Genomic DNA, 17152 nt, shown 5'->3' with positions numbered 1-17152 from the left:
GTTGTCGCCGGCCTGACTCTATCGCTCGAAAGGTGAGCAGAATGCTCGATCTACCATCACCGCAAGACTGGGTGAAACACGCCCCGCCGTCCCCCAGGGTCGAACGCCTGGAGGCCTTCTTCAGCGCCCACGGTTTCGACCCGCACCGCCACGATACCTATGCCATCGGCCGCACCCTGGCCGGGGTGCAGAGCTTCAGCTACCGCGGCGCCAGCCGGCACAGCCTGCCGGGGGAGATCCTGGTGCTGCACCCGGACGAGGTGCACGACGGGCATGCGGGCTCGGCGTCGGGGTTTCGCTATCGCATGCTCTACCTCACCCCGGCGCTGGTGCAGGAGGTGCTCGGGGGCCAGCCGTTGCCGTTTCTCAAGGGCGGCATCTCCCGCGACCCGCGCCTGGCGGCCGCCACCCACGCGATGCTCGCGAGCATGGACGACAGGCTCGACCCGCTCGAAGAGGACGACGCGCTGCTGGGCCTGGTAAGCGCGCTGCAGGCCGTGTGCGGGCGCCCGGCATCAAGGCAGGCCCACGACTACGCCGCCGCCCGGCGTGCCCGCGAGTACATGGATGACAGCCTGGAGCAGCCCATCACCCTGGATGACCTGGCCGCCTGCGCCAACCGCGACCGCTGGAGCCTGTCCAAGGACTTTCGCGCCTACTTCGGCACCAGCCCCCACCGCTACCTGACCCTGCGCCGTCTCGACCGCTTCAAGGCCTCGGTGTTCGCCGGTCAGTGCCTGGCGGACGCAGCCGTAGAGGCCGGTTTCTTCGACCAGAGCCATATGTCCAGGCACTTCAAGAACGCCTACGGCATCACCCCCTCGCGCTGGTGCAAACCCCTGCTCGGGCGCCTTGATTGAGTTTGCGCGCTGGCGGGCGGTGGGGTCGCCGACCTTGATATCCCCACCCCCATCCGTTATAGATAAAAAGGAAACCATAACGAAAAGAGGCCATTCCAGCCCCCCATGAACGAGATCACACGCATCTTTCGCCCTTCAGGCCCCCATTTTGCGCCCTGCGCTGATGGCTACGGGCCGAACACAGTCACCCCTTCCCCGCTCTCGACCCTGTTCCACGCACTGTCGATTCCGCCAGGCAACATCCTGCTGGCCCAGATGCGCAAGCGCCCCGTCCCTCCACCTGCACCGTAGCGCCTGAATTCCACCACCCTCGGCTTTTGCCGCTCGAGGTTGGGGAGCCTTTGCATTTTTTTCAGCGTTCAACTGTTCAGGAATCTCTATGACTCTTCGTGTAGCCATCATCGGTGCCGGCCCGTCCGGCCTTGCGCAATTGCGTGCCTTCCAATCCGCCCATGCCCAGGGCGCCCCCATGCCCGAAATCGTCTGCTTCGAAAAGCAGGCCGACTGGGGCGGCATGTGGAACTACACCTGGCGCACCGGCCTCGACCAGCACGGCGAACCGGTGCACGGCAGCATGTACCGCTACCTGTGGTCCAACGGCCCCAAGGAATGCCTTGAATTCGCCGACTACAGCTTCGACGAACACTTCGGCCGGCCGATCTCCTCGTACCCGCCGCGCGAAGTGCTGTGGGACTACATCCAGGGCCGCGTGAAAAAGGCCGGGGTGCGCGACTACATCCGCTTCAACACCGCGGTCAAGAACGTCAGCTTCGATGAAACCACCCGCGAGTTCACCGTCAGCGCCTACGACTACAGCGCCGGGCAGGGCATCGAGCAGGTGTTCGATTACGTGGTGGTCGCCAGCGGGCACTTCTCTACGCCGCACGTACCGGAATTCGAAGGGTTCGAGCGCTTCGCCGGGCGCATCCTGCACGCCCACGACTTTCGCGAGGCGATGGAGTTCAAGGGCCAGGACCTGCTCATCGTCGGCAGCAGCTACTCGGCCGAAGACATCGGCTCGCAGTGCTACAAGTACGGCGCGCGCTCGATCACCACGGCCTACCGCACCCAGCCGATGGGCTACAAATGGCCCAAGGGCTGGGAAGAGCGCCCGCAGCTGGTACGTGTCGAGGGTAACCTGGCGTTCTTCGCCGACGGCTCGAACAAGCGCGTGGATGCGATCATCCTGTGCACCGGCTACCAGCATCACTTCCCGTTCCTGCCCGACGAACTGACCCTCAAGACCAACAACCGCCTGTGGCCAACCGGCCTGTACCAGGGCGTGGTGTGGGAGCAGAACCCGCAGTTGATCTACCTGGGCATGCAGGACCTGTGGTACAGCTTCAACCTGTTCGACGCCCAGGCCTGGTTCGCCCGCGACTACATGCTGGGGCGCATCAAGCTGCCGGCCAAGGCCGACATGCAGGCCGACAGTGCCAGCTGGCGCGCCGATGAAGAGGCCCTGGACACCACCGCCTCGATGTACGAGTTCCAGGGCCGCTACATCAAGCACCTGATCGCGCAGACCGACTACCCCAGCTTCGATATCGATGCCGTGAACCGCATCTTCCTCAAGTGGAAGAGCGACAAGAAGAGCGACATCATGGGCTATCGCGACAAGTCGTACCGTTCGGTGATCACCGGCACGGCAGCGGTGCCGCACCATACGCGGTGGCTGAAGGCGATGGACGATTCGCTGGAGGAGTACCTGCGCGAAACGGACGGCAAGAAGGGCGAAGTGAAGGCACTGCGCGGGTAGCCCCGCCGACGCCCGAAACCGGTGCCCCCACAAGACCGGCCCTTGCCGGCGCGGCCTCTACTGCGGGCACTGGTAACCGGTTTGCCCCCGCTGCAGGCCGATGACCTCGCGATGCACCTGGCTGGGCCCGTAGTCGGCATTCCAGCCACGGCGTTCGGCCACCGGCTGCGGCGCATAGCCGTCCTTGCAGGCCAGCAGGTTGAGCATCACGTTCGCCTCGCCCATCAGCGGCTCCAGCTTGAGGGTGCGCCTGGGCGCCAGTTGTATCCTCCCCTGCGCGTCGCTGCGGGCCACCACCACCCCTGCATCAATAATGCTCACCCCGGCCAGTGGTTGCCTGGTGTGCTGATCGACGACCGTGATGTCGAGCCCGTCGTGCACGATCACCGAGCGCGGCATGCAGCCTTGCAGCAGCAACAGCGCGGGCAAAGCGGTGTACCTCCACCAGCGGAATCGGACTGTCATGGCAAGCTCCTGCAAGGCCTGAAACACGGCAGTCTACTTGCGTGACCGGATTTGTGCAGAAGCGTCGACATCGACACGCAGGTGCCTTTCCGTCGCCCGTGGCGCTCACGTATCATCCGCCCCCTGCCCCGGCCCACATGGACGTCCGATGACCCCCGCCGCCCGCCTGTTCACCCTGCTGGCTTCCAGCACCCTGCTGGCTTCCAGCACCCTGCTCGCCCTTGCCCTGCACACTCCGGCCGCCGTCGCCGCCGGCTTCGATTGCAGCAAGGCACGCACCCTCATTGAAAAGTCGGTGTGCGACACGCCAACGCTGTCGGCCAAGGACGACCAGCTCAACGCGCTGTACAAGCCACTGATGACCCGGCGCATCTATCGCGAACTGGAAACCCGTTGGGTAAACGAGGTGCGCGACCGCTGCCAGACCGCCACCTGCCTTGAGCGCGCCTACGACCTGCAGATCCGCAACCTGACCGCGCTGCCGCCACCGCCCGTGCCCGGCCTGCGCGACGCGGTGCCGCTGCCCCAGGGCAGCGCCTACCGTACCCTGCAGGACGAGCCGTGGCCGCGCTTTGCGCTGGCGGCTATCCCGGACATGTACCCCGATTCGCTGGCCCAGCTGATCGATGTGGGCATCAAGGACGGCGTGCTGTACGCGCTGCTCTACGTGGCAAATTCGTCCGACGGCCCCGGCTACAACCAGGACAACTGGTCGGTGCAGCCGTCTTCGGGCGTGCTGCTCGAATACGCCGACAACCGCCCCGGCCTGCATGTGATCGACCGCGACGTGCGCTTTGCCGGCTGGCGCATCAGCGAGCTGATGGACCAGGGTGAACGCTATGCCGGCATCCAGGACGGCGCGTTCTACTACCGCCAGCGCACCGAGGGCGAGCTGCAGCAGGCCATGGTCTACACCCTGGGCAGCCGCCAGCCGCCGCAGGCCACCACCACGGTGTTCCACGCCCAGTCGCGCACGCTGCGCTTTGCCAAGGCAAGGGTGCTGGGCAACATGAACGACGAGAACAGCGACCTGCGCCTGAACTACGAACACGCCCTGCCGCGCCCCGCCAGCGAAACCGTGCTCGACCCCGAGAGCGGCGGCTGGAGCCTGTCCAACCTGGCCTGGAGCGAGCGCCGCCAGGTGCTGTACTTCGAGAACAGCGGCGCCATGGCCTGCATCTGGCGGGTCGACCTGAGCGGCAAGGTGCTGTCCAAGATCGTGCCCGAACACACGGCCGGGCAACCGCTGGCGGTGGAGCTCGACGGCCGTGAGGCGATCGTGTACGTCGAGCACGACCAGTTGATGTTCGCCCTGTCGCCCGACCTGTAAGGACACCCCCATGCACACCGTGACCCGCCTGCTCACCCTGCCCGCCTTGCTGGCCCTGGCCCTGCACGCGCCGGTGGCCTCGGCCGCCGGTTTCGATTGCAGCAGGGCCAACACGATTCTGGAAACCGCGATTTGCAATACGCCCTCGCTGTCGGCCAAGGACGACCAGCTGAATGCGCTGTACACCCCGCTCAAGGCGCAGAAGATATTCCGCGAGCTGGAAACCGACTGGCTGAAGAACGTGCGTAACCAGTGCAAGACCCCCGAGTGCCTGGAGAGCGCCTACGACCGCCAGATCCGCCGGCTGACCGCCGTGCCGGCACCGGCGCCGGTTGCCTCCGACAGCCTCGCACCGCTGCCCAAGGGCGAGGTGTACGCAAAGGTCGAGGACGCGCCGTGGCAGCGCTTTGCCCTGGCCCCGTTCATCGGCATGAGCGAGGACTCGGTGGCGCAACTGATCGATGTGACCGTCAAGGACGGCGTGCTGCACGCGTTCGTGTACGTCTCCGGCGACCCTGACGGGCCCACCTACGTGCAGGACAAACACGTGACGCTGGCCACCTCCGGTACCCTGCTCGAATACGCCGACGATCACCCCGGCTGGCATGTGATCGCGCGCAACGTGCGCTTTGCCGGCTGGTCCCACAGCGGCTTCAACGACCAGCGCGAGCGCTATGCCGGGGTGCAGGACGGCGCGTTCTACTACCGCCAGCGCAGCAACGGCGAGCTGGAGCAGTCGATGGTGTATGCCGTGGGCAGCCAGCAGCCGCCGCAACCGACCACCCAGGGCTATCACGCCGGCTCCAACACCGTGCGCTTTGCCAAGGCGCGTGTGCTCGAAGACCTCAACGTGGCCAACGACCAGTTGCGCCTGGCCTACGAAAGCGACGGCAACTCGCGCGGCTACGAGAGCGTGATGGCGCCCGACTCCAGTGGCTGGAGCCTGGTCAACCCGACCTGGAGCGAACACCGCCCGGTGCTGTACTTCGACAACAGTGGCGGCATGGCCTGCGTCTGGCGGGTCGACCTGGTGAACAAGGTGCTGTCCAAGGTCGTGCCCGAGCACGAGGCGGTGTCGGCCCGCCCGGTGGACATCAATGGCCGCGAAGCGCTGGTGTATGTGCAGGAGAACCAGCTGATGTTCGCCATCGCCCCGGATCAGTAACCCTGTGGCAACGCTCGGGCCCGCCAGCGCCCGAGCAGCCGGCCCACGCTCACCAGCCAGTTGAGCAGCGCCACGCACAGCACGCTGAGCAGCAGTGCATGCGGGCCGCCCTGCACGATCAGGGTGCCGGCCAGCAGCGGGAAGCCGAACACGCCGATGAAGTACCCCAGGCTGAACAGCAGCAGTGCCTGCGGCGTGTAGCCGGTGGGCGCTTCGTTGGCCGCCAGGCCGTTGATCACCGAATAGTTGAGCCCGTAGCCCACCCCCAGCAACGCCGCCGCCAGCAGGTAGCTGAGGGCGTCCTGCACCCACCAGCCCAGTGCGATGACGGCCAGCACCATCAGCCCGGTCAGCAGGCACGAGGTGCGGTAGGCGTCATGCCGCACCACCCAGCCGGCGATCAGCAGCCGGCAGCCGATGGCGGCAAGCATGAAGCCGACGAAGAACAGCGAATAGTCCAGCCCGCGACTGGCCGCGTAGGTGGTCTGAAAGCTGCCCAGCCCGCCGAACACCGCGCCGCCCAGGCCCACCATCAGGATCGGCCAGCGCGCCGACGAGCGCAGCACCTGGATGCCGGCGTGGCGGCTGATGCGGGCGCTGGCTGCCTGTGCCGGGTGCTGGCGGGCCAGCCAGGCGAAGACCAGCATCCCCACAGCGGCGGCCAGGGCGGCGGTGTAGAACGCGGTTTCCAGTGGCAGGTGCAGCAGCGAGGCGAGCTTGCCGGCCAGCGGGCCGGAGCCGATGCCACTCATCATGCTGCCTGACAGCAGCGCGAAGCAGTGGGTGCGCCGGGCCGGCTCGACCAGCGCGGCAACCAGGATCGGGCCCAGGGTGTAGAACGCACCCCAGCCCAGGCCCAGCAGCAGGCCGCACAGCCACAGGCTGAAGTCGACACCGGGTACCAGGGCAAAACCCAGGCAGGCGCCGATCAGGCACAGCGCCGACTGTGCGATGGCGCGGGCGGTGCCGAGCCAGTCGGCGAGGTGGCCGCTGCCGAGCACGGCGATCACGGTGCTGAGCATGGCGATGGCGATGATGCTGCCGGCGTCCTGTTCGTTGCCACCTCGGGAAGTGACCAGCAGCGAGAGCAGAAAGGTCGAGCCGTAGGACAGCGACAGCAGGTAGCTGGCCAGGCACAGCAGGCCGAAATGCGGGGTGGTTGTTTTTGTCATGGTGGGTCCGCCGATGGGTATGGCTGTTTTAGCATGGGGATTGGCGGTGGCAGTTGTGGATGTACCGGAGTTGGGATCTGTGCCGACCGGACTAACGCATCGCGGGTCAAGCCCGCTCCCACAAGGATCCCCGCTGTCCTTGTGGGAGCGGGCTTGACCCGCGAAGGGGCCGAAGGGTTCAGCGCCAGCCCACCCGCCCGATCAACATGAACACCGCCTGAAACCCCAGAATCAGCACCACGCACCCGGTCCAACCCCACTGCTGCCACAGCACCGCCGGCAACAGCGCGCCGGCACTCCCGCCCAGGTAATAGCAGGTCAGGTAGCGCCCGATCGCCCCGGCCTTGTTCGCGCCGGCCGTGGTCGCAATGAAGGTGTTGGCCGCCGCCTGCGCCAGGAACACCCCCGTCGAACTCAACGCCAGCCCCAGCACGATCACCCACAGCGTGGGCACAAGCGTCAGGCCGATGCCCACCGCGCCGACAACGCCCGCCACCATCAGCAAGTGCAACGGCGGGCGAGCCCTGGCCAGGCGGCCGGCAATCGGCGTGACCACCAGCGCCAGCAGAAACACCGCATAGATCGACCCCAACGCCGCCGCCCCCAGCCCGAACGGCGCCCGGCTCAGGTGCAGCCCCACATAGGTGAACGACGCCACCTGTGAAAACAGCACGCAGAACCCCACCGCGCACGCCGACCACAATGGCCAGCCAAACCGTGGCGGCGCACTGGCCCTGCGTGTGCTCGCCGGCACCGGTTCGAGCACCAGCAGCCAGCGAATCCCCAGCCCCATCAGCAGCACCACCAGCGCCAGCACTTCGAACGCTTCGCGCCAGCCCCAGTACTCGGTCACCCACGCCACCACGAAGCGCCCGGCAAAGCCGCCCAGGATAGTGCCGGTCACGTACAGGCTGGTGACCTCGGTCACGCTCGCGCCCTGCCACCGCTCACCAATCAGCGCCACGCTGCAGGCGAAGATCACCGGTATCAGCAAGCCCTGCACCGCCCGCCACAGCAGCAGCTCGGCAAAGCTGCCCACCGTGGCCATCAGCAGCAGCGGGGTGGCCAGCAGCAACGCCGCCACCACGATCAGCGTCACCGGCGACCAGCGCCGCGCCAGCCAGCCGACCCAGGGCGCAGTCAACGCCACCATCAGGGTGGTGATGGTCAGGCTCCAGCTCACCTGGCCAATGTCCACGGCAAACTGCCGGGCCAGTTGCGCGAGGATACCCTGGGTGGCGTACAAGGGGAGGAACGCCGCGCAGCCGCACAACAACATCGCGACCCGCGCAGCCGAAGAAGGCGCCTGCATGGCAAAACTCGTTAAAGTGTGTGGCGCCCTTTATACGGCGCCCCACTCGCCCCGGGCCAATACCGATTTCGGACCGATCGATACCTCAAGGTGCACCATGCTCGACCTCCGCAAACTGCGCTATTTCCTGGCCGTGGCCCAGGCCCTGCATTTCGGCCGCGCCGCCCAGGCCCTGCACCTGGCCCAGCCCGCGCTGACCCGGCAGATCTCGGCGCTGGAAGCCCAGCTGGGGTTCAGCCTGTTCGAGCGCAGCAGCCGCAACGTCAGCCTCACCGTGCAGGGCCAGGCCTTCGTGCCCTATGCACGCAACGTGATCGAGCAACTGGCGCTGGCCGAAACCATGGCCGCCAGGCTCGCCAGCGGCATGGCCGGCCACCTGAGCCTGGGCTATGCCAGCTCCGTAGCCCTGAGCGACCGCTTTACCCAGGCCATCCAGCGCTTCGCCCAGGCCTTCCCCGAGGTGCAGTTGAACCTGATCGAACAGGCGTCGATGAACCAGTGGGCGCAGCTGCGCGACGGCACCCTGGACATCGGCCTGAGCCGCCTGCCGCCCCCCGCCGAGCACAACCTGCACACCGACACCCTGGAGCACGAACCCCTGCTGCTGGCGCTGCCAGTCAGCGACCCGCTCAGTGAACAGGCACAGGTCAGCCTGGCGCAGTTGCAGCAGCGCCCGGTGATCCTCTACCCCGAGCAGCACGGCACCGGGCTCAACCTGGCCATCGAGACCCTGTTCGCCAACGCCGGCCTGCCGTTGCACCGCGGCCCCAGCGGCCAGCAGACCACCACCATCATCGCCCTGGTCGCCGCCGGCCAGGGCGTGGCGGTGGTGCCGGCCTGCACCAGCGCGCTGGAACGCAAGGGCGTGTGCTACCGCCCGCTGAGCGATGCCGATGCACACATCGCGCTGCATGCCATCAGCCGCCGGCACGGCCGTTCGCGGGCGGCCGAGGCGTTCCTGGCGATCATCAACCAGCCGGGCCCATGAGCCCCGGCGCCTGGCAAGCACGGCGCGGATAAAACTGTTTTACCGAAACCGCGGGTTTTCCGCCGCGGTGCTTTGCCTATCCTAGGCGCGACAAACATCATCAGCGGAAGATTCATGCGCCTCTCGTTTCCCAGCCGTTATGCCTGCCTGGCGGCGTGCCTCACGTTCAGCCTGGCCAGCCTGCCGTTTCTTGCCACTCACGCCTGGCTCTGGCCATTGACCCTGATCGGCACGCTGCTCTCGCTGGTGGGCCTGAACGACCTGCGCCAGCGCCAGCACGCAGTGCGGCGCAACTACCCGATCCTGGGCAACCTGCGCTACCTGATCGAGACCATCCGACCCGAGATCCGCCAGTACCTGCTCGAAGGCGACGACGACAAGCTGCCCTTCTCCCGCGCGCAGCGCTCGCTGGTGTACGCACGGGCCAAGAACGAAAGCGCCGAGAAAGCCTTCGGCACGCTCAATGACGTGTACCGCCCAGGCTTCGAGTTCATCAGCCATTCGATGCTGCCGGTCAACACCCCCGACCCGGCCTCGTTTCGCATCGCCATCGGCGGCCCGCAATGCCACCAGCCTTACTCGGCATCGATCTTCAACATTTCGGCCATGAGCTTCGGCGCCCTCAGCGCCAACGCCATCGGTGCGCTGAACAAGGGCGCCAGCCTAGGCCGTTTTGCCCACGACACCGGCGAGGGCAGCATCAGCCCCTACCACCGCGAACATGGCGGCGACCTGATCTGGGAAATCGGCAGCGGCTACTTCGGCTGCCGCGACGCCCACGGCCGCTTCGACCCGCAGCGCTTCGCCGAACAGGCCCGCGACCCGCAGGTGAAGATGATCGAGATCAAGCTCAGCCAGGGCGCCAAGCCCGGCCACGGTGGCATCCTGCCGGGGCACAAGGTGAGCGCCGAGATCGCCGCCACGCGCGGTGTGGCGCCCGGCGAAGACTGCATCTCGCCCGCCGCCCACAGCGCCTTCAGCACGCCGGTAGGGTTGCTCGAGTTCGTGGCGCAGTTGCGCGAGCTGTCCGGCGGCAAACCGGTGGGCTTCAAGTTCTGCCTGGGCCACCCCTGGGAGTTCATGGGCATCGCCAAGGCCATGCTGGCCACCCAGATCGTGCCCGACTTCATCGTGGTCGACGGCAAGGAAGGAGGCACCGGTGCTGCGCCACGCGAATTCAGCGACAACATCGGCGTGCCCATGCGCGAGGGCCTGATGTTCGTGCACAACACCCTGGTGGGCCTGAACCTGCGCCACAAGGTGCGCATCGGCGCCGCCGGCAAGATCGTCAGCGCGTTCGACATCGCCGGCGTGCTGGCCCTGGGCGCCGACTGGGTGAACTCGGCGCGCGGCTTCATGTTCGCCATCGGCTGCATCCAGTCGCAAAGCTGCCACACCAACCAGTGCCCCACCGGCGTGGCCACCCAGGACCCGTTGCGCCAGCGTGCACTGGTGGTGCCCGACAAGGCCGAACGGGTGTTCAGCTTTCATCGCAATACCCTGCATGCGCTGGCCGAGATGCTCGCGGCCGCCGGCCTCGAGCACCCCAGCGAACTCAAGCCCAAGCATCTGGTACGCCGCGTCAGCGCCAGCGAGATCCGGCTGTTTTCGCAGTTGCACGTGTTCCTCAAGCCCGGCGAATTGCTCAGCGGCTCGATCGACAGCGAATTCTATGCACGGATGTGGCGGATGGCCCGCAGCGACAGCTTCGCGCCGCAATTGCAGGATGCGCCCGTGGCGCCGGCGAATGCGGTACGCCGAAAACAAACAACCCCGGCCTAGGCCGGGGTTGTTTGAAGGTCGAATCGATCAGAGGATGCTGATCGGGTACTCGACGAATACGCGGACTTCGTTGCCGTCTGCGGTGTAGTCGATAGCGTTGAGGTTGTTGGTGCCACGCAGGAACGAGCTACGCAGTTTGACGGACAGGTCCTTGGCCGGACCTTCCTGAACCACGTACTTGAACTGGTTGAAGATTTCGCGCTCTTTGCCTTCGCCGAAGCCGTGGGTGTTGATGTTGTCACCCGCTACGTATGCAAAGTTGTAGGTCAGACCCGGTACGCCGAAGGCGCTGAAGTCCAGGCCGTAGCCGATCTGCCACGAACGCTCGTCTTCGGCGTTGAAGTCGGACCAGTAGGAGTTGGCCAGGAAGATGGTCGAACCACCGTCACCCACGCCGCGGCGGTTCTGGTACCAGCCGTACTGGTAGCCGGTGTCGCCGGTGTTGCGCTGGTGCGCCAGGGTGATCGAGTGCGGGCCGAAGGCGTAGGTGGCCGCCAGGCTCCAGATGGTGTTGCGGTCACCGGTCAGGCCTGCACGGTTGACGTACTTCTTGTCGATGTCCGACTTGTAGCCGTTGAAATCCAGGGTCAGCGACTGGTCGTCGGAGATGGCGTGGACGTAGTTCAGGCCCAGGTAGTGCTTCTTCAGTACGTCTTCGACGTCGGAGGTGTACAGCGCACCGGTGAAATTCTCGGTGAACTGGTACTTGCCGCCGAACACGTTGATCGACTTCAGACCACCGCTATCGCGACCTTCGGCGCTCTTGCGCGCTTCCTGGGTGTAGCGACCGGCGTTCAGTTCCAGGCCCTTGATCTCCTTGGAGGTGATCGATGTGCCAGTGAAGCTCTCTGGCAGCAGGCGGCCGTCGTCATAGTTCAGCACTGGCAGGGTCGGCATCTGGTCGCCGTATGCCAGTACGGTATTGGAGACGCGGAACTTGATCGCAGCACCGGCACGCGCCAGGTTGTGCGGGGAGTTGCTCGGTTCGGTATCGCTTGGCTTGAAGAAGTCGATACCGGCGCCGCCGTTACGACCCTTGCCGCCGTCCAGACGGATGGCGTACAGGCCGAAGGCATCGACGCCCACGCCCACGGTGCCCTGGGTGAAGCCCGACGAGAACTTGCCGATGAAGGCCTGGCCCCACTCGGACTGGTCACTGCTGCCATGCTTCTTGTCACGATTGATGAACGCGTTGCGCAGCAGAACGCTGGCCTTGCTGTCTTCCTGGAAACCGTTCGACGCGGCCTGGTCGTTGGCCATTGCCTGAGTCGCCGCCATAAGCCCCAGCGCGATCAGACTGATCCGTGTTTTCAACATGTTATTTTCCTTATTTCGGAGTGTTTTACGCTCTGCGACCAACGCCAGGAACCACGCCCCCTGCGTGGGTTGACGCTCACGGGTCTGCAAACAAAAAGCCCGCCTGCAACAAGGGTGCAGCGGGCCTTTTCTTGGGACTCTTGGCCGATGGGCCTACAGGCGTTGGGTCCGATCCTAGCCGTGCGTACAAGGCCATGTCAAAAATTCGTGAAAACGACAAGTCATATGGCCATTACGCCGTCTTCAGCGGCGCAGACAAGGCAGCCCGCAATCGGTTGCGTCCCGCTGGAAATACCTGGATACGACCGCACCACAAAGGTGCGTAAATAGCGCTAACATTTGGGAATGCAAAGCATTACCATTCGCACCCTTTTCATCACCAAGTACCTTTGCCGATGCGTGCCACGCCCGTCCCTTGCCGTCTTTCCCCTGTGTCTCTGGGGCTTTGCGCCCTGTTCAGCTCCAGCCTGGCGTGTGCTGCCAGCACCACGTTGCCCGAGCTGTCGGTAACCGCCGACAGCGACCGGGATGACCCCCGGGTCAAGGAAGTGACCACCGCCACCCGCACCTCCACCCCGGCGCGCTACGTGCCCCAGGCCATCGATTCGATCAAGACCGCCAGCGTGCACGACTACGGCACCCATGACCTGGGCAAGGCCCTGAGCGGCATCCCCAACGTCAGCAACAGCGCCGACACCCGCTTCGACAGCCTGCGCATCCGAGGCTTCGACGCCAGCAACGACTTCTACCTGGACGGCATCCGCGACGACAGCCAGTACGTGCGCGACCTGTACAACATCGAACGGATCGAGGTGCTCAAGGGGCCGGCGGCGGTGCTGTACGGCCGCGGCAGCCAGGGCGGTATCATCAACCGCGTGAGCAAGGCGCCCGAAGCCGGCCGACGCTCCAGCATCGAGGCCCAGGGCGGCAGCGACGACCTGCGCAGCCTGTATGCCGACCTCAGTGCCGACCCCAGCGACACCCTCAGCCTGCGCCTGAACATGGGCAACCGCGACAACAACAGCTTCCGCCACGGCATCGACGGCAGCCGCCAACTGTTCGCGCCTTCGATGAGCTGGCAGCTCAGCCCGGACCTGAACTGGCTGGTGCAGTACGAATACAGCCGCTACAACCGCACGCCCGACCGCGGTATCCCCGGCGATCCGCGCACCGGTCGCCCGGTGGATGTCAGCCGCAGCACCACCTATGGCGACCCGCAGCGCGACTACATCGACGACACCGCGCAGTCGCTGCGCTCGCGCCTGAACTACCAGCTAAACGATGCCTGGCAACTGCGCCATACCCTGGGCCTGTTCCAGCTCGACAGCGACTTCGACAACACCTACCTCACCGGCTACAACGCCAGCACCGGCCTGGTCGGGCGCCAGCGCTGGCAGCAGGACCTGAACACGCGCAACCTGTTCAACACCGTGGAAATCGAAGGCAACGTGTCGACCTTCGGCCTGGAGCACACCCTGCTCACGGGGCTCGAACTGGGCGAGCAGCGCCGTCACTCGCTGCTGCGCAGCGGCAAGGGCGTGCCGGGCGTCGACCTGTTCAACCCGGACCGCGGCCAGCAACACAATGGCGTGCTGGCGGTGTCCAGCAACAACCATACAGACGTGCACAGCCGTGGCCTGTATGTGCAGGACCAGGTCCGCCTGAACGATCAGTGGCAACTGCTCGTGGGCCTGCGCCATGACCGGTTCGAGGTGGACACCACCAGCAAGGTCAGCGGCCTGAGCGAAAAGCAGCAGAGCAACAGCACCAGCCCGCGCCTGGGCGTGGTGTGGACGCCGCTCAGGGACCACGCTTTCTATGCCTCGTGGAGCAAGACCTTTTCGCCGGTGGGCGGCGGCCTGATCGGCATCACCCCGGGGGCGGCGGGCAACGCCAACGAAACCGGGCCTGAACATACACGGCAGAAGGAGATCGGGGTCAAGAGCGAGTGGCTGGACGAGCGCCTGAGCACCACCCTGGCGGTGTACGAGCTGGAGCTGTACGACCGCCGCAGCCGCGACCCGGACAACGCCGACCGCTACATCCTCACCGGCCTGCAGCGCTCGCGCGGGGTCGAACTGACCGCCACCGGCAAGCTGGGAGGCAACTGGTATGTGCGCGGGGGCATCGGCCTGCAGGACGCCACCATCGTCGAGGACACCGAAGGCAATGCCGGCAACCGCATCAACGACGTGGCGCGGCGCAACGCCAGCCTGTTCGTCACCTGGAAACCGGAAATGGGCTGGTACGCCGAAACGGGTGTGACACTGGTGGGGCAGCGTTATGCCGATACCAGGAACACCATCGTGCTGCCGGGGTATGGCAGCTGGGACGCGCTGGTCGGCTGGCGCACGCAGGATTGGGATGTGCGCGCGGCGCTGAGCAACATTGCCGACAAGACCTACTACAGTTCGGCGACCAGTGCCGGGCAGATCCAGTTCGGTGATCCGCGCAGCCTGGTGGTGACGGGTACCTACAACTTCTAGAACTGCGGTGCTGCCATCGCGGGTCAAGCCCGCTCCCACAAAGACCGCGTCCCCCCCCTGTGGGAGCGGGCTTGACCCGCGATGAGGCCAGTACAGCCTCCACAAAAAAGGGCACCACCGCAATCGGTGGCGCCCTTTCCAGTTCAGCGGTAGCACACCCCCAGCAGCGCATCGAGCTCTGCCTCGGTGATCAACCCCTGTGGATAACGTTCCACCAGTGCACGTCGTGGATCGGTCTTCCTGACCCGGAGGGTTCCATGGTGTTTCAACCACTGCGCCACTGCCTCAAGCGCCTCGAGGTTCACCACCGACGGGTGCGAAACCGGTTCACTTGTCGCATTCATTTCCACACGTACTCCCCAGAAGTGTGAGCGGCTACCTTAATCAAACTTTGTGACAGAACTGCGCCGTCGTACTTGCTTGAAATACAAGGCAAAACGAATACAAGAGGTGTGCCAGTTGCGTCGCCGGCCATCGCGCAGGCAAAAAAAAGCCCGTCGATGACGGGCTTGATTTGCCAGGCCGCTCTCAGCGCTTGGCAGGGGCGGGTTGCTGCTGGGTCAGGCAATGGATGTTGCCACCGCCCAGCAACAGCTCGCGGCCCGGCACCATGACCACTTCGTGATCGGGGAACAGACGCGCCAGGACCGCTCTGGCCTCGGCATCGGCGGGGTCGTCGAAGCTCGGCGCGATGATCCCGCCGTTGACGATCAGGAAGTTCACGTAGGAACCGGCCAGGCGTACCGACGGGTTGCGCTCCTGGCTGCCGGCCACCAGATCGACCCCGGCGCACTCCTCTTCGGTAGCGTACAACGGGCCCGGGATCGGCATCTTGTGCACCACGAATTCACGGCCCTTGGCATCGCGCTGGCTTTGCAGCACCGCCAGGGCGGCGCGGCAGCGTGCGTAGTTGGGGTCTTGCGAATCATCGGTCCAGGCCAGTAACACTTCGCCCGGGCGAACGTAACAACAGAAGTTGTCCACATGCCCGTCGGTTTCGTCGTTGTACAGGCCCTCGGGCAGCCACACGATGGTGTCCACCGCCAGTTGATCGCGCAGGATCGCCTCGATCTGCTCGCGATTCAGGTGCGGGTTGCGGTTGTGGTTGAGCAGACACTCCTCGGTGGTGATCAGGGTGCCTTCCCCATCCACGTGAATCGAGCCGCCTTCGAGCACGAAGCCCTCGGTGCGGTAACGCTGGCAGCGCTCCATTTCCAGCACCTTGGCCGCCACCTGTTCGTCGCGGTTCCACGGCGCGTACAGGCCGCCCTCGAAGCCGCCCCAGCTGTTGAAGCCCCAGTGCACGCCGCGCACTTCGCCGCTGTCGTTGATCACGAAGGTCGGGCCGGTGTCACGCACCCAGGCGTCGTCGTTGCTGATTTCCACCACACGGATGTTGGGCATGTCCAGTTGCGCACTGGCGTTTTCGTACTGGCCGGCCGACACACCCACGGTGACCGGCTCGAAACGCGCGATGGCCTTGGCCACCGCCACGTGGGCGGCCTGGGCCGGCTTGCCGCCCAGGCGCCAGTTGTCCGGGCGCTCGGGCCACAGCATCCATACCTGGGTTTGCGGTGCCCACTCGGCAGGCATGTGGAAGCCGTCGGCGCGCGGGGTAGTGTTCAGGGTCTTCATGGTCAGGATTCCAGTGAACCGTCGAGGGTTTTGATCGCACCATACAGGTTCGGACGGCGGTCACGGAAGGTGCCCCAGGCGCTGCGCACGTGTTCCAGTTTGTCCAGGTCAAAGCTGTGCACCAGCACGCCCTCTTCGGTCTGGTCCAGTTCCTCGACCTTTTCGCCGAACTGGTTGGCGATGAACGACGAGCCGTAGAAGGTGATGGCGTAGCCGTCCTGTTCTTCGCGGCCGATGCGGTTGCTGGCCACCAGCGGCATCAGGTTGGCGCCGGCGTGCCCCTGCTGCACACGCTGCCAGTGCTCGCGGGAGAGGATATTGGCATCGTGCGGTTCGCTGCCGATGGCGGTGGGGTAGAACAAAATCTCCGCGCCCAGCAGCGCCATGCTGCGGGCGCACTCGGGGAACCACTGGTCCCAGCAGATGCCCACGCCGATCTTGGCGTAGCGGGTCTGCCACACCTTGAAGCCGGTGTCGCCGGGGTTGAAGTAGTACTTCTCGTGGTAGCCGGGGCCGTCGGGGATGTGGCTCTTGCGGTACACGCCCAGGTTGCTGCCGTCGGCGTCGATGATCGCGATGCTGTTGAAGCGGGCGCGGCCGGCCAGCTCGTAGTAGCTGATGGGCAGCACCACCTGCAGCTCCCTGGCGAGCGTCTGGAAGTGCGCGATGGCGGCGTTGGTTTCGGTGGGCGTAGCCAGTTGCAGGTAGTCCGCGTTGGGCTTCTGGCAGAAGTACGGGGTTTCGAACAGTTCCTGGATCAGGATGATCTGCGCGCCCTTGGCGGCGGCTTCGCGCACCAGTTTTTCGGCGGTGGCGAGATTTGCCTGGCGGTCCCAGGAACAAGCCATCTGGGTGGCGGCGACGGTGACGGTACGGCTCAT

General features: G+C 65.6%; 14 protein-coding genes. 7 read left to right on the top strand and 7 right to left on the bottom strand.

The window, feature by feature from the left end; translation table 11 throughout:
• The first annotated feature begins 41 nt into the window (after positions 1-41).
• The gene (locus tag N0B28_RS01320; RefSeq protein ID WP_054915940.1) at positions 42-860 is read left to right on the top strand and encodes an AraC family transcriptional regulator; all 819 of its coding nucleotides are present in this window, start codon (positions 42-44) and stop codon (positions 858-860) included.
• A 379-nt stretch (positions 861-1239) separates the two neighbouring features.
• The gene (locus N0B28_RS01315; protein ID WP_100632945.1) at positions 1240-2619 is read left to right on the top strand and encodes an NAD(P)/FAD-dependent oxidoreductase; all 1380 of its coding nucleotides are present in this window, start codon (positions 1240-1242) and stop codon (positions 2617-2619) included.
• A gap of 57 nt (positions 2620-2676) precedes the next feature.
• On the opposite strand, the gene N0B28_RS01310 is transcribed toward N0B28_RS01315, so the two are convergent.
• Positions 2677-3084 (bottom strand): hypothetical protein, encoded by a 408-nt coding sequence (locus N0B28_RS01310; RefSeq protein ID WP_275729950.1) that lies wholly within the window; start codon positions 3082-3084, stop codon positions 2677-2679.
• A gap of 148 nt (positions 3085-3232) precedes the next feature.
• Between N0B28_RS01310 and N0B28_RS01305 the strand changes: the two genes are divergently transcribed.
• Positions 3233-4414, top strand: coding sequence for a hypothetical protein (locus tag N0B28_RS01305; protein WP_275729948.1), 1182 nt, complete (start codon positions 3233-3235; stop codon positions 4412-4414).
• A gap of 10 nt (positions 4415-4424) precedes the next feature.
• A complete protein-coding gene (locus N0B28_RS01300; protein WP_058541668.1) occupies positions 4425-5579 on the top strand; it encodes a hypothetical protein in 1155 nt (384 codons plus the stop codon).
• Here the strand turns inward: N0B28_RS01300 and N0B28_RS01295 are convergent.
• Together N0B28_RS01295 and N0B28_RS01290 are read right to left on the bottom strand one after the other, a co-directional pair.
• The gene (locus N0B28_RS01295) at positions 5573-6751 is read right to left on the bottom strand and encodes an MFS transporter (protein WP_043861666.1); all 1179 of its coding nucleotides are present in this window, start codon (positions 6749-6751) and stop codon (positions 5573-5575) included. The genes N0B28_RS01300 and N0B28_RS01295 overlap by 7 nt on opposite strands.
• Before the next feature lie 178 nt (positions 6752-6929).
• Entirely contained in the window at positions 6930-8063 is a 1134-nt protein-coding gene (locus N0B28_RS01290; RefSeq protein WP_275729946.1) for an MFS transporter, read from the bottom strand.
• Positions 8064-8160: 97 nt separating this feature from the next.
• Here N0B28_RS01290 and N0B28_RS01285 point away from each other — a divergent pair, with 97 nt between their 5' ends.
• Positions 8161-9051, top strand: coding sequence for a LysR family transcriptional regulator (locus tag N0B28_RS01285; protein ID WP_088514127.1), 891 nt, complete (start codon positions 8161-8163; stop codon positions 9049-9051).
• Positions 9052-9165: 114 nt separating this feature from the next.
• Positions 9166-10833: an FMN-binding glutamate synthase family protein gene (locus N0B28_RS01280; protein WP_275729945.1), complete on the top strand. Its 1668-nt coding sequence runs from the start codon at positions 9166-9168 to the stop codon at positions 10831-10833.
• A gap of 27 nt (positions 10834-10860) precedes the next feature.
• On the opposite strand, the gene N0B28_RS01275 is transcribed toward N0B28_RS01280, so the two are convergent.
• On the bottom strand, positions 10861-12150 hold the full coding sequence (locus N0B28_RS01275) for an OprD family porin (RefSeq protein WP_043861662.1): 1290 nt from the start codon (positions 12148-12150) through the stop codon (positions 10861-10863).
• A 395-nt stretch (positions 12151-12545) separates the two neighbouring features.
• Here N0B28_RS01275 and N0B28_RS01270 point away from each other — a divergent pair, with 395 nt between their 5' ends.
• Positions 12546-14636, top strand: coding sequence for a TonB-dependent siderophore receptor (locus N0B28_RS01270; RefSeq protein WP_078481587.1), 2091 nt, complete (start codon positions 12546-12548; stop codon positions 14634-14636).
• 143 nt (positions 14637-14779) lie between these two features.
• Here N0B28_RS01270 and N0B28_RS01265 read toward each other — a convergent pair whose 3' ends face one another.
• From N0B28_RS01265 to aguB, 3 genes are all read right to left on the bottom strand, one after another.
• Positions 14780-14980 (bottom strand): hypothetical protein, encoded by a 201-nt coding sequence (locus tag N0B28_RS01265; protein ID WP_078481589.1) that lies wholly within the window; start codon positions 14978-14980, stop codon positions 14780-14782.
• A 184-nt stretch (positions 14981-15164) separates the two neighbouring features.
• Positions 15165-16271, bottom strand: a complete 1107-nt coding sequence (aguA, locus tag N0B28_RS01260) for an agmatine deiminase (RefSeq protein WP_054915931.1) — start codon at positions 16269-16271, stop codon at positions 15165-15167.
• A 2-nt stretch (positions 16272-16273) separates the two neighbouring features.
• Positions 16274-17152 (bottom strand): N-carbamoylputrescine amidase, encoded by an 879-nt coding sequence (gene aguB / locus N0B28_RS01255; RefSeq protein ID WP_043861659.1) that lies wholly within the window; start codon positions 17150-17152, stop codon positions 16274-16276.

The sequence above is a fragment of the Pseudomonas sp. SD17-1 genome (assembly GCF_029201585.1).
Lineage (GTDB): Bacteria > Pseudomonadota > Gammaproteobacteria > Pseudomonadales > Pseudomonadaceae > Aquipseudomonas > Aquipseudomonas palmensis.
Note: the sequence above shows the minus strand (reverse complement) of the source record. Positions and strands in the feature narration are given on the sequence as shown.

Coding starts and splice junctions, on each gene's coding strand:
- N0B28_RS01320 (WP_054915940.1), top strand. CDS start 42: ATGCTCGATCTACCATCACCGCAAGACTGGGTGAAACACGCCCCGCCG.
- N0B28_RS01315 (WP_100632945.1), top strand. CDS start 1,240: ATGACTCTTCGTGTAGCCATCATCGGTGCCGGCCCGTCCGGCCTTGCG.
- N0B28_RS01310 (WP_275729950.1), bottom strand. CDS start 3,084: ATGACAGTCCGATTCCGCTGGTGGAGGTACACCGCTTTGCCCGCGCTG.
- N0B28_RS01305 (WP_275729948.1), top strand. CDS start 3,233: ATGACCCCCGCCGCCCGCCTGTTCACCCTGCTGGCTTCCAGCACCCTG.
- N0B28_RS01300 (WP_058541668.1), top strand. CDS start 4,425: ATGCACACCGTGACCCGCCTGCTCACCCTGCCCGCCTTGCTGGCCCTG.
- N0B28_RS01295 (WP_043861666.1), bottom strand. CDS start 6,751: ATGACAAAAACAACCACCCCGCATTTCGGCCTGCTGTGCCTGGCCAGC.
- N0B28_RS01290 (WP_275729946.1), bottom strand. CDS start 8,063: ATGCAGGCGCCTTCTTCGGCTGCGCGGGTCGCGATGTTGTTGTGCGGC.
- N0B28_RS01285 (WP_088514127.1), top strand. CDS start 8,161: ATGCTCGACCTCCGCAAACTGCGCTATTTCCTGGCCGTGGCCCAGGCC.
- N0B28_RS01280 (WP_275729945.1), top strand. CDS start 9,166: ATGCGCCTCTCGTTTCCCAGCCGTTATGCCTGCCTGGCGGCGTGCCTC.
- N0B28_RS01275 (WP_043861662.1), bottom strand. CDS start 12,150: ATGTTGAAAACACGGATCAGTCTGATCGCGCTGGGGCTTATGGCGGCG.
- N0B28_RS01270 (WP_078481587.1), top strand. CDS start 12,546: ATGCGTGCCACGCCCGTCCCTTGCCGTCTTTCCCCTGTGTCTCTGGGG.
- N0B28_RS01265 (WP_078481589.1), bottom strand. CDS start 14,980: ATGAATGCGACAAGTGAACCGGTTTCGCACCCGTCGGTGGTGAACCTC.
- aguA (WP_054915931.1), bottom strand. CDS start 16,271: ATGAAGACCCTGAACACTACCCCGCGCGCCGACGGCTTCCACATGCCT.
- aguB (WP_043861659.1), bottom strand. CDS start 17,152: ATGAGCCGTACCGTCACCGTCGCCGCCACCCAGATGGCTTGTTCCTGG.